The organism is Kribbella sp. NPDC003505 (assembly GCF_040610875.1).
Classification (GTDB): Bacteria; Actinomycetota; Actinomycetes; order Propionibacteriales; family Kribbellaceae; genus Kribbella.
In genome coordinates this window covers 897,924-910,262 of the sequence record NZ_JBEXNA010000001.1, presented here as the reverse complement: position 1 = coordinate 910,262, position 12,339 = coordinate 897,924, and the positions used below count along the sequence as shown (strand labels likewise).

At 64.1% G+C, this 12,339-nt stretch carries 11 protein-coding genes; 5 read left to right on the top strand and 6 right to left on the bottom strand.

The window, feature by feature from the left end; genetic code table 11:
• Positions 1-29 precede the first annotated feature (29 nt).
• From ABZX12_RS04325 to ABZX12_RS04305, 5 genes are all read right to left on the bottom strand, one after another.
• On the bottom strand, positions 30-266 hold the full coding sequence (locus ABZX12_RS04325; protein WP_355689670.1) for a hypothetical protein: 237 nt from the start codon (positions 264-266) through the stop codon (positions 30-32).
• A gap of 81 nt (positions 267-347) precedes the next feature.
• Positions 348-494 (bottom strand): hypothetical protein, encoded by a 147-nt coding sequence (locus ABZX12_RS04320; protein WP_355689668.1) that lies wholly within the window; start codon positions 492-494, stop codon positions 348-350.
• Between the two features lie 50 nt (positions 495-544).
• Positions 545-1,186: a methyltransferase gene (locus ABZX12_RS04315; protein WP_355689666.1), complete on the bottom strand. Its 642-nt coding sequence runs from the start codon at positions 1,184-1,186 to the stop codon at positions 545-547.
• Positions 1,187-1,241: 55 nt separating this feature from the next.
• On the bottom strand, positions 1,242-1,685 hold the full coding sequence (locus ABZX12_RS04310; protein WP_355689664.1) for a nuclear transport factor 2 family protein: 444 nt from the start codon (positions 1,683-1,685) through the stop codon (positions 1,242-1,244).
• 425 nt (positions 1,686-2,110) lie between these two features.
• On the bottom strand, positions 2,111-2,404 hold the full coding sequence (locus tag ABZX12_RS04305; protein ID WP_355689663.1) for a hypothetical protein: 294 nt from the start codon (positions 2,402-2,404) through the stop codon (positions 2,111-2,113).
• A gap of 119 nt (positions 2,405-2,523) precedes the next feature.
• On the opposite strand from ABZX12_RS04305, the gene ABZX12_RS04300 reads away from it, so the two are divergent.
• The 3 genes from ABZX12_RS04300 to ABZX12_RS04290 all read left to right on the top strand — a co-directional run bounded on the left by ABZX12_RS04300 (position 2,524) and on the right by ABZX12_RS04290 (position 7,326).
• The gene (locus tag ABZX12_RS04300; protein WP_355689743.1) at positions 2,524-3,552 is read left to right on the top strand and encodes a response regulator transcription factor; all 1,029 of its coding nucleotides are present in this window, start codon (positions 2,524-2,526) and stop codon (positions 3,550-3,552) included.
• Between the two features lie 874 nt (positions 3,553-4,426).
• Positions 4,427-4,801, top strand: a complete 375-nt coding sequence (locus ABZX12_RS04295; RefSeq protein ID WP_355689661.1) for a hypothetical protein — start codon at positions 4,427-4,429, stop codon at positions 4,799-4,801.
• Between the two features lie 2,015 nt (positions 4,802-6,816).
• Entirely contained in the window at positions 6,817-7,326 is a 510-nt protein-coding gene (locus tag ABZX12_RS04290; protein WP_355689660.1) for a hypothetical protein, read from the top strand.
• Positions 7,327-8,781: 1,455 nt separating this feature from the next.
• On the opposite strand, the gene ABZX12_RS04285 is transcribed toward ABZX12_RS04290, so the two are convergent.
• On the bottom strand, positions 8,782-9,018 hold the full coding sequence (locus ABZX12_RS04285) for a DUF4913 domain-containing protein (protein WP_355689741.1): 237 nt from the start codon (positions 9,016-9,018) through the stop codon (positions 8,782-8,784).
• Between the two features lie 1,443 nt (positions 9,019-10,461).
• Between ABZX12_RS04285 and ABZX12_RS04280 the strand changes: the two genes are divergently transcribed.
• Entirely contained in the window at positions 10,462-11,646 is a 1,185-nt protein-coding gene (locus ABZX12_RS04280; RefSeq protein ID WP_355689659.1) for a histidine kinase, read from the top strand.
• Positions 11,643-12,293 carry a response regulator transcription factor gene (locus ABZX12_RS04275; protein WP_355689657.1) on the top strand — a complete coding sequence of 217 codons (651 nt, stop codon included), beginning with the start codon at positions 11,643-11,645 and terminating at the stop codon, positions 12,291-12,293. The genes ABZX12_RS04280 and ABZX12_RS04275 overlap by 4 nt, the downstream gene beginning before the upstream one ends.
• Positions 12,294-12,339: the final 46 nt, after the last annotated feature.

Genomic DNA, 12,339 nt, shown 5'->3' with positions numbered 1-12,339 from the left:
ACAGGAGTGCCCTGGCGACCTTTGCGGTGTCAGCCGAAGTAGGCCGCGAGTCCGCCGAGGACGAACATGGTGGCCGAGGCGCCTAGGACGACCGTCGGATCGGAGTAGCCCTTACGGTGGCCCCAAACTGCCCTGATGAAGTTTGTGAGCATGCTTGCGGCCGCGGCCGCGCAGAGGGCACATAGCCAGCTGAACGCAAGCTCGTTCAGGTCGGCACGCACGGCCGGATCGCGGGGGCCGTTGCCGTACGGCTGAAGGAGCAGCACACAGGTGACGACCCAGAGGGGACCAGATCCAGCCCATGTCTCTGGACCACTTGCGGCGGGCGGCGATCAGGGGGACGCTGATCAGCCAGGGGAGGGCTCCCAGGCGAAGCCCACCAGGCGCAGCGAGGTCAGGCCGTGATCCAGATGCTTCCCGATCGCACCGATGACCGCCGGGGCCGCGAGCGTCCATGCGATCAGGATCGGCACCGCGAGGATCATCGCGAGCACGCCGCAGATCCTGTAGAGCCGCTCAAGTCCTCCTCCAGGAGGTGCCGTGCTCACGCCTCACGCCTGCACAGGAGAGTGCGCCAGACGTCTCCGACGCAGTCTTCGTAGCGTCCGGTGCCCTCGATGACGAAGCCGGCGTCGAGCGAGAGCCGCTCGAACTCGCCAGGTCGCCACTGCGAGGTGAAGCAGATAGATGAGATCTCGTCGCCGACACCTTCACGCATGCTGACCAGGAAGAGCCCGCCAGGACGAAGTGCTGCCAGGATCTTGGCCAGGACATCGGGCAGGAGCGGGCGGTCAACATGGACCAGGACACACATCGCCACGATCGCGTCGTATCTGGGCTGCCCTGCGAGGACCAGGTCGTCCGCAATGACATCGAGCAGGTCAGCCTGATGGCCACGCTGGCTCTGGATGTCCACGAAGGCTTGCGTCGCGTCGGTGCGACGTACATGGCACCCCAGCGACTCGAGATAGTCGGCATCGCATCCGGAGCCGGATCCCACCTCGAGGACGCGGGCGCCGTTTCCGACGGCGCCGCGCAGCCGTACCAGCCATTGGCTGCGGTCGGGGTCGGGGAGATCGCCGATGAGAAGGGCGTACTCACTCGCATAGTGCTCGTACATCCGCAACGTGCGGGCGTTGAGCGTTGTCGCGGCTGCATCCGGGCTACTCATGCCGACTACGCTCATGCTAAACCTGCCGAAATCGCATGGGGTGTTCGCCGTATTTGGCCCAGTTCCGCGGTCACGCCCAGCCGGCGCGGCGATACGCGGCCATCTGCTGTGCACCGTCCACGTACACATCCTTGCGAACGACTTGTCCGTCCGCATTGACGTCGACGACATCCAGCAAGTCGATCCGTGCTGTGAAGGGAAGGCCTTCGATGCCCTGAAGGTCGACGACCATCGTCCACTCCAGAACCCAGTGACCGTCGCCCAGAAGCAGACGCTGCACCTCGGCGCGATACCCGGCGAATCTGTCGAACACCGCGGCGAAATGCGCGCGTAAGGCGGTGCGGCCCTGCACCCGCTCTTCGCCTCCGCGCAGTACGAAGGTCGAGTCCTCGGTGTGGAGGGCAACGATTGCGTCCGGATCCTTCGCTTCCCACGCCTGGTGGTAACGATCGAAGATCCGCTGCAGATCGGTGCGGTCCAGGCGCGCCTCGCGCTCGGTGGTGACGTCAGACATTTGATCCCGCTCCTCAGGATTCCGAAAGAGTCAACCGGACAGTGGCGCCCCCGCCATCCTCCAAGGCGCGAGTCTTCGGCTAAGCCGTCGTCGTTGGAATGGGGCAGACGCCGTATTCGACTGCGCTGGGCCGGCCTGTCGACTGACCACCCATCGCGGTCGTCACCTGTCGCCCTGTGTTGATACGGCGAGTTGGCGGGTGGCTTCCTGGTTTCTGCCGCGCAGGCCGGTGGCATGGTACGAAGCTCGAGATCACGCCGACCGTCGGCGGCCCGCTCCGGTTCCGGAGTCCCTGGACGGGCGAGGTCGTTGGCTGCGACGCCGACGCCGTGGTCAGGGTGACTGCCGATGCCTCGGGCGTGGTTTCCGCGGGGTGAGCTGGTACGGGACCGCGGTAGCGATCCCGTACCAGCTCGGAGTCGCGCCTACTTCGTCGGCGCCACGATCACTTCGTCGAGGCTGGCCTCGCCGGGAACTTCCTCGAGGGTGATGCCTCCGTCCTCCGGTTCGACGACGATCACCGGGCCGATGTCCTCGCGTTGGCCGGGCTGGATCTTGGTGAAGTCCGGCTGGACGCCATTCCCGGCCGGCGTCAGCTGGATCTGAGCCGGATCGATTTGGATCTGATCACCTCCCGTGGAGGCGAGAGCGTTGGTGGTGCTGGTGGCGGCGATCGCGACCGCGGTGATGGCGGTGATGAGGATGGCCTTGACCTTCATAGCTGGTTCCTTTCGTCAGTTGCTGTCTGCCGGATTCGACTCTGGCGAATGGAGGCTGAAGCCAAGCTGAAGTCTGAAGATTGTTTCAGGCCTGCACGAGCCATACTGATGTGGTGCGGATGCTGATCGTGGAGGACGAGCGTCGACTGGCGGTGTCGCTCGCGGGGGGCCTGACTGCCGAGGGCTTAGCCGTCGACATCTGCCATGACGGTCGCGAGGGGTTGCTCAAGGCAAAGACTGTTGGCTACGACCTCGTCGTACTGGATGTGAATCTTCCGTACGTCAACGGATATCGCCTGGTCACCCAGCTCCGGTCGGACGGTATCGACGTACCGGTGTTGATGCTGACGGCAAAGGACGGTGACTACGATGAGGCCGAAGGATTGGATGCCGGCGCGGACCACTACCTGACGAAGCCGTTCTCCAACATGGTTCTCCTGGCCAGGATTCGGGCTCTCTTGCGGCGTAACCGCGGCGGCCCGACAGTGGTGCTGCTGGAGTACGGCGAACTCCTTGGCGGTGAGCTCGACCTCCGCCCCGCCGCGGTGCACCCGCCGGGCACCGAGATCCATCGTCAGCTCACCGATCCTGATCGCCCGTCCCGGCGACGTGGTGTCGAAGGCGGCGATCTCGCGCAGGTCTGGGATCAGGCGTACGACGGTCATCCGAACATCGTCGAGGTCTACGTCAGCGCACTGCGGCGCAAGGTTGGCTCTGAGATGATCCGAACCGTCCGCGGCTCCGGCTACCGGCTCGTGACCGACGATGCGGAGGTTGCTCGCATCCGTGCCGGTCGGACCGCGCTCGGTGCGACTGGGATCGTCGCTGTCGCGTTGGTGGCAACCGGGCTGACGTTGCTGCGGGGCAAGAACTACCTCGCAGCGCAGCACGCCCGGTTGTCCAAACGTCGTGGTCCGGGGCGAGCGCAACTCGCGGTCGCGCACTCCATCCTCGTCTCGGCCTACCACATGCTCAGCAAGAATGAGCCCTACCGCGATCTTGGCGCGGATTGGCTCGCTCGCCGCAACGACGAGGCCCACGCGCGCCGGCTGGTCGCACAACTCGAGGCTCGGTCATACCGTGCAGCTCGCCCCCGTCGCCTAGCAGCACCCATCAAAGAGCGTGTCGGGCAGAGCCAGACGCGCTGACGCGCCTGCGCACCAACAGGTGATTCACGGGTCTGTGCCAGGAGTGGCTGCTCCAGTTTGTCGGGCTTGATCGCTTCGGCTCGGTTCCGTGGCGGATACCCCAGGTGGTCGGCTCGGGCTGACTGTCCGGTCGGCGGTCTAATGGGCCCACGAGCGTCGCAGATCGGCGGGAACGAGAGCACGGCTCGAGCGAGCGGCACTTGCTCCTGAGGGCCTGTGTCGCTTCAGACCAGACCTTCTCGCCGTTGACCAGGATCGGGAGGCTCGGCCCCGGGTTCCGGCCGCCTCGCCACGGCGTTGCAGCGGTGGCCCACCGAGCGTCGTGGATCAGGGCGAACCTCCCCCGGCGCGCGCCTGTTCGAACGCGCTCAGGGATGTCCGCGCAATAGCCCACCGCGGCAAACGGCCGTAGCAAGCTGCCGTGGCCGTGATCGTCGGCGGCGGAGTCGCGATCGCAGCTACTTGTCACGCGGGCTGAAAGGATCGCGGTCGCCGGTGGGTGTGGCCGCGCCGACGGCACTGGCTTGCACGGCTCGCGGAACCTGTCGGGGCAACGCCTGCCGGCCCTGAGCCGAGCTACTTGCCAACAAGCCCCGGTCGTCGCAGCCGCGCTGGTAGTTGATTCCCAGCGAACCTCGGCCGCGCTGGTATACGGCGGATGCCCCATTGCTCGAGCAGTGGCTTACCTGGAGATTCGCGTCATGGAGGACGTCGGGGACAACGCGTACAAGCCGGTTGGCAGGCGCATGTAGCCGGCACGGGTTTAGGACGCTCGCATTTCGACATGGATCGAAGAGATCGATGACTAGCACCACGCGGTCTTCCGCGATGCCTAAGCCCTCGCGAGCAAGATGAACCGACGAAGGGAATCAGGATGGGCCGATGGGGAAGGAACAGCGCGGCGGACAGGCTCGAGGCTGCTCAGGAGCAGTTGAAGGCCGCCAAGCAGCACCAGAAGGACCTGCGCGAGCTTGTGGGCATGCCGGGCTACAAGGAAGCGGTCAACTACAGCGCCCGCAACATCGCCAAGGCTGAAGAAGCGGTGAGGGCAGCCCTGAAGGCTGTCCGGATCGAGCAGCTCGAGGCTGCTCAGCAGCAGTTGGAGGCCGCCAAGCAGCACCAGAAGGACCTGCGCGAGCTTGTGGGCATGCCGGGCTACAAGGAAGCGGTCAACTACAGCGGCCGCAACATCGCCAAGGCTGAAAAAGCGGTGAGGGCAGCCAAGAAGGCTGCCCGGAACGAGCGCTGATCTCTTACCCACCGTGGCGGACCGCCCGAACCCGGTATGAGCGATGCCCGACGCCGATGAATCCATCGCGCAGCGAAGCGTCGGGAGAGATGGTCCGCCACAGCTGGAGGGTGGCTGGCATGATGCGCGACCCACCATTTGTGCACGCGACACGCCGCAGATCCTGCTCCGATCCGGTTCGATCGGCGACGGCGCGGACGCGGACCTTCGGATGTAGGCACCAGTGTCCGCCGGCGACGACCCGCTCAGCCCGTCCGTACTGTTCCGGGGTAGGTGTGACGGCGACTGCTGCCCGCTACCTGCCACCATCCAGGTTGCTAATCGGTTGCCCGAACAGATATTGACCCTCTCCGTAGTTGCCGCAGGCAAGGTCGAGCCCCTGGTTGCCGACCATCGGGTTCTGATTTGTGCCACTCAGACATGGGAGCGGGGGAGGGCCGCTGCGCTACGACAAGCGCGGGCGCGTCGGGCGAAAGCAGGTGCGACCGCCACTCGGTCAGGGCACGAGAGTCGCTCGACCGCCCACCTGGACCGGGAAGTCGCAAACATGCCGCCGACGCAAAGACTGTGTTGGCAGTTGAGGCAGTCGAGCTGCAGGCGAGATCTTCGGATGGTTGATGTCATGACTCCACCGGTCGTGAGGGTCCGACCGAGAGCGACGTACGGTTGTCGACGAGCGCTTGCTGGAGGCCACGATGCGGGCGTGTCTGACTCAGGATCCGATCTGGGCATCGATGGGGCCGTCGCGTACCTGCGTACGCGGAAGCGAAGCTGCCGTGGCGGAGGCTGGTCCTGCCGCCGCTTCCCCTGTCGATGGCAGGGCCACAACCATTTGGATGCGAGGAAGGCCTCTGGGAGCTCCGATGACAAGCAGGCAACCTGGTCGGCAGCGATGGAAGTCCGACTCCGACGCCCTGCAGTGGAGTGGCTTCGAGAAGGGCGACAGAGTGCACCACTTCGACTACGGGCCAGGCACCGTAGACGCTACGGGACCGCTCTGGTTGTGGATCACCTGGGACGATCCGGGCGAGTACCTCTGTTACCACGCGTCCGAGATCACGCGGTTCCTGACTCGCCTACCGCTTCCTGAATGGGTAGCACCTCCATGGGACCGCCCAACCAACCCTGCCGTGAGTTTGCACGTGGACGCGGCCGCGGAGCCGCTCCACTAGAGAGGATCCGACGTCCCGCTCCGAATCGACGAGAGCGAACCCATGGCGGTATTCGCACACGATGGTCGGCTATCACACGGGGAAGCTGAACCACATCGATCGCCTGCTCAAGGCGCAGGCACGAACCGTCCCGGCCCGATCTGGGACTTGAGTCATTGCGGACCTATCGAGGATTCGGATACACATCCGGCGCATCGACCTCGACGAGCGACGCCAGTACGGATGCCCACTGGTTCGGTTTCAGTGAGCTCCTGCACCGGCGCCGATGACATGCCGATCGCGCCGGCATGACCCGCAGAGCGCGGTTTGGACCTACGCGTCAAGGACGAGATGCAGCCGTCGAATGTTCAGTTATCAAGCACGCCAAGAACCGGCGTCTTGGGCGTGGGGAACCCATCGTCGACCCAGATTCGCAAGGAGACGGCATCAAAAGTTGTCTGTGGCATGCGTTGAGTTGCTGTGGCCTCGGGCGGCGGTCGTCCGGGGAACCAGGACTCGATCGGAGGGCTTCAGATGCAGGAGAAGGCGGCGGAGGGTGTTGGTGATCGGCGGCGGGTTGTTGAGTTGGTGAGTCGGGTTGAGGCGATTGTTGAGGGGCTTGAGGCAACAGCCTGTGATGGGCGGTGGGCGATGACCGCGTTCAGTCGGTATCGGCTGTGTGAGTTGCTCGGGTTTTGCCGTACGTGCGGTACGACGGTGAGCTTGACGGGGATCCCGTAGGACTGCTGGATGAGGCTGTCCGGGTGGCGGGGCGGATCGACGTACCTGTCGAGGATCTGAGTTGGAGGCTCGCGCTGGGGGATGCCTTGCGTTCAACTGCGGCTGACATCCGGAGCGTGCGGGATGCGCGCGACGTATGAGGATCTGCTGTGTACGGCGCGGCGGATCGCTGTCGGTGCGCTGCGTGGGATCTATCCGAACGAGTCTGAGGTGATGGCTGACTGGAATGGTCTTCTTGCGGCGACGAAGAACCACATGCGCTGGCTGCGGGGAGGGATGAGGACGGAACCGAAGGCATTGGACCCAGTCGTCTGTTCAGGCAACGGGCTGGGTCGGTTGGCGCAGGCGATTGGTGCTGCTGCGGACCTGCTGGCGGTTCAGGATTCGGGCGCCGCGGCCGCGCTCGATGTTCGCGAGGACCTTGTTGCCGCGAGGGCTGAGGTCGCGTCCATCGCATTGATGGGCGCGCGAGTTGTCGTACGCAACACCAGGGCGCGAACTCCGGGGAGGACTCATCTCACCGTTGTGATGAAGGAACTGGAGCAGGGATCATCGAGCAGTGGCCGCTCACGCCGGGGACCCACCCCGCCACATCGCGAACTACGGCTGTCGTACTGGGCACATTCCGTATAGACAATCCCCGCACCGTAGGCGTGATGTCCGGTTAAGCCAGAGGAAACCGGATGAGCACTAGTCGTGGCGCAATGGAGGGCGCGCCGCGAGATACAACACGTGCCTGACCGTTGAGAACGTGGAAAGCGCTGATCATGACCTGGTGAGTCGAGTATTGTGACGGTACGTTGCTCAATCCGTGCGACCGGACTGACTCTCAGGAAGGGAAAAGTATCTGACAATGGCGAAGGGGATGAGTGTCGATGAGATTAGGAAGCTTCAGCAGCTGAACAACGAGGCGCATGCAAGGGCTGGAGGCAAATCGAATAGCCCGGAAGTGGAGAAGCGCAAGGAAAATGCGAGGAAGGGAATTCAGCCGCCTTCGACGGAGAAGTGTGTACGCGGGAACGGGAGAGGGTAAAGAAGGGGCGCGTTAAGGTGGTTGTCAGCGGTGAGCATTTGTAGAGCGAGATATTGCGGGACCCCTGGCAGTCTGTGGACTCTTGCGTAGTCACGTGTCGCCGTCATCTCGGCAGTGCAAGTCTCGGTACCTGATCAAAAGGGTGAAATCAGCCGGTCTGCCAGATGACGGCGTTGCGTCAGGCTGTGGTTGAGCGTGTTCGCAAGTCCGACTGACCCGCCTTTCTGGGTGGTTGGCGGCCGCCATGAGGACGTGGTCTAACGACGACGGTAGCCACCTGCCCAGCCGGTCGAACATCGTCTACGACGCCACAATTGCTCCCTCCGCTGTTGCCAGAACCATGTCACTCGGTGGAGGGAAAGGTTCGCCGTCGATGTGGTGTCAGTTGTCGGATGGTGCCGCAATCGTCTCGCGTGAGGTCATGGTACTCGCGATGTCTGACCGGGGGAGGGCTATATACGCCGCCCGCGGTCCAGTCTGGCGCATCGCAGGCGCGCCCCTGAACCGCCAGAGTCAATGCGGCTCGAATAATCAAGCCCAACATGCGTTACGCATCGGAGGCGAGCGCAGTCGGATTGGGCTACACCATCGATGGGCGCAGCCGCACAGTCCTGCGCGACGGCTGAAACCACGACGGTCGCCGAGGTGTTCGGCGTCCACTCGTTTGCCCTGTGGACGATCCCGTCGCCCTGGACTGGCCGCGTACGACATTCGCCGCTCTGGCATGCTCGCACTCCCCTGCGGATCGGGTTGCATCGCGAGGCGTCGCAGGATTTCGGCGGGTCGCGGGTGCCCAGCCGACGTCGTAGTCGGCCTTCGGCCAGTCACAAATCACGCTTTCCTTGATGTCGGGACAGGCCTACCTATGCTCCTTCGCCCGCTGGACCGGCGCCTGCCGAGTTCGCTGCCGGCTCAGAGTCGTCTTCGTCGATATGCTCCTTGGCCAGACCAGACCGCGTTCGCCAGAGTCTGCTCATAGTACTCGGCCTTACTGCGACATTCGCAACGCAGGACGTGCGCTTTTACAGCTTCTGCAGCTATAGAGTGAAGAGGGTTCATGCCGCCGAGCCATCCTCGTCCTCGAAGACGCCTGCGGGCGGCACAGCGTTTGGCACGGGTTGATTCGGGACCTCGGCGTGCTGGTCGTTCCGGCATGACCGAAATGGACCATCTGGGTCGAGCAAGTAGGTCATATGGTGGTCGGCGTGTTCCCGCCACCACACAGACATGCCCAGACCTTCATCCTGGCGGAGGTATTCCCAGGCCCGCCAGAGGGCGTCGAGTCGGCTCATTGCCTCGAAGTGCTGCCACCACTCCAGCACCAAACATGGGAATGACCGAGGTTGCGCGCAAAGCCTTCACCAGCCATTCTTCAACGAAGACGGCGACGTTGGGAAAAATCGCCTCAGCGATGGCTCGATCCTCAGCCATACCATTCTCCCACCGTGCCGCGGACCCCTCGGTCCGCCGCCCGCGGTTCCGAAGGGTCCGCGTGTCTACCCGAATTTAGCGTCCGCGGCGATCGGCCCTGCGGATCTGACGATCCAACTTGGACAGTTGGCGGGCTGTCGTCTTCAAAGCATCGGTTCCAGCCGAGGCTCCCATCTCCCGATTGAGAATGCGCTGCGACGCCTTGACGCCCTCGTACTCCGCCCGCAATTCCGCCGCGGTTTTTTCGCCATCCTCGTACGTCCCTATCTGTCATAACTGGTCGATCTGTCCAGAGTGGGCGGCGCCACCAGCTTAGAGGAGTCAGCTCCTTGCGTCTGAGGTGTGATTCGGTTAGGCAACTCAGCCGGTTCGATAGCCAGCAATCGATCTGTCGACTGTCTGGTCGTACTACGTCCGACAGGCAGCTAATCGCCCTCCCACCTGGACCGCCTCACTTGCCGATGGATCATTTCAGAACACGCCTTCAGATCGCCTTCATGGGGACCAGGGGCCGCAGGTGGTAGCTCCGCGTGCCGTCAGAGACGGTCCGAACGTCGCGAGCACTGGTCTAGTGTGTTCTCTCGCCAGCAGTTGCGGCAGGGGATCTGCCAGCATGACGCATGCAGCTCTGTCCGGTCAGCGTGCCGTACGCGGCTAGCATGCCGTCGGTCCTGTCCACAGCTTGGCTGGCTCGGCCGGCCTAGTGAACCGTGCCGGTCATGCCCCAGTTCAGTCACCTTGGCGAGGACCGTAGATAGGGCGTATGCCCGATGTGCGAGGAGGCGGCTTACGGACACGCTGCTGTTGTCAGGCCAACGCGACGAGTAACGGCGTGCCGGTACCGATTGTGAAACGGGTAGCGTTGTGGAACCAGGTGATGCATCTGTTGTCCCCTGTGGAGGCAACTGGCCGGGCGTTGCGGGTCGAGGTGATGACGGGTGAGTGCAGGACCAGGGTTTCAGTGGCTGTGGACGGGATCGGCAGTGCATTCGTTCGAATCCGAGGTTCCTGACTCGCCTCACGTGCTGCTCGCAACGGTCACGCATTCAGCGAGTCCAGAAAAGTTGGGATTGCTTCGCGCAGCTCAGCTCCTCCCCTCCAGTTGGCGACTGTACCGATCGAGGGCAGCGCGATGGTCGACTTCGGTCGGGTCGCGGTCGGTCGGGATGCGATCGACCCCTACCTCAAGGAGCTCGCGCCAAGGTCTGGCAGCGATGGCCGCCCGCGGACACAGTAAGGGTTTCCGGATCAGTGTGCTGAACTGCGCCCGCAACTCTGCCCGAATCTGAGCCAGACTCAGGGAGATGGACGGACTGGTGGTGGCTGCTGAGCGGTGGTTGGCGTCAGCGAAACGCTGGCTCGCGAGCCTGGTCAGTCCTGAGCTCCGCCTCCAAGATCGCGAGGTCGATGTTCTCCTCGTGATCGCGGTTTCCGTCGCATCAGCCGTGGCCTTCATCGCTCCTGCACCTGGCTCTGTCACGGCGCTCGGTGTGATCCTGAACCTCGGCACGATAGTGCCGCTGCTGTGGCGGCGCCGAGCGCCATTCGTGGTGATGGTGCTCGTCGGCATGAGTGCGACCGGCGTATCGATCTACCACCGCCCTGGGCAGAGCCTGCAGTATGGAGGGCTGTTGGCGATCTATACCCTCGCGAGCCGCGGTCAGAAGCGCTGGCAGCGAGTCGGATTACTGGTGGTCATCCTGGTCAGCTTCCCGCCGGCCTCCCTGTTGCTCAAGCACAACAACCTCGACGAGTTCATGTTCACGGTGTTGCTCCCGGTCGCTGCTTACCTGCTGGGCTCCCTGGAGCGCAGCCGCCGGGAACACGCGCAATTCCTCGAGGATCGGGCTCGCCAACTCCAACGTGAGCGGCGCGCCGAAGCCGCACGCGCGGCGGCCGAGGAGCGAGCGCGGGTCGCCCGGGACATGCACGACATACTGGCGCACGCGGTCAGTATGATGGTCGTCCAGGCGGAGGCAGGGCCGATCGCGGCACGTATCGCCCCTGAGCAGGCCGAGCAGGTTTTCGAAGCGATCGCGGACGCAGGACGGGACGCCATGGTGCAGCTTCGGCGTCTCCTTGGCGTGCTGAAATCAGACGAACAGTTGCGCGGACCGCAGCCGACCTTAGCGGGGCTTTCGGATTTGGTTGGAACTACCGCGTCTCTCGATGTGACCGGTATGGTCCGCCCGATTCCGGCCGACACTGAAGTCGCGGTGTACCGGATCGTGCAGGAGGCGCTCACCAACACCGTCAAGCACGCGCGCGCCCAGCAGGTCCGGGTACAGTTGAAGTGGTGCCCCCAGGAGCTCGTGGTGTCGGTGACTGATGACGGGCAGGGGCCGCTGGCAACTATTAACGAGGGCTACGGGTTGATCGGGATTCGAGAACGCGCGGCTGCCTGCAGTGGAACCGCGGAGGTCGGTCCGCGAGTTGATGGCGGGTTCGAGGTTCGAGCGCGGCTGCCTTACGGGGAAGGCATTCGATGATCAGAGTGGTGTTGGCCGACGATCAGGAGCTGGTTCGTAGCGGGTTCGCCATGATCCTCGACGCTCAGCCGGACATCGAGGTCGTCGGCGAGGCCAATGACGGTGCTGGTGCCATCGACTTGATCCGGTCGTTGCGGCCTGCGGTGGCGCTGCTCGACGTTCGGATGCCACTCACGGACGGACTGGCAGCGGCGCGGACGGTCTGCGCCGATACGGAGACCAAGGTGTTGATGCTTACTACGTTCGATTCCGACGAATACGTGTACGACGCGCTGTACGCCGGCGCGAGCGGTTTTCTGTTGAAGGATGTCCGCCGCGACGACTTGGTGCACGCCGTGCGAGTTGTAGCTGCGGGTGAGTCGCTGCTGGCGCCGAGCGTTACACGGCGACTGATTGCCGATCTGACTCGCAATCGGCCACGCACCCGTCCGTCGGCCGGACTCGACGCCCTCACGGTGCGCGAGCAGGAGACGCTGCTGCTCCTGGGCCGCGGCCATTCGAACGCGGAGATCGCGGCGGCGATGACGGTGAGCGAGAACACGGTGAAGACGCACGTCAGTAACACGTTGACCAAGCTCGGCCTCCGCGACCGTGTGCACGCCGTGATTGCGGCATACGAGACTGGTCTCATCACCCCCGCGAACTAGCTCGCCGCCGAATCTCACTCGTGCCGGCGATGGAACATGCGGCGCG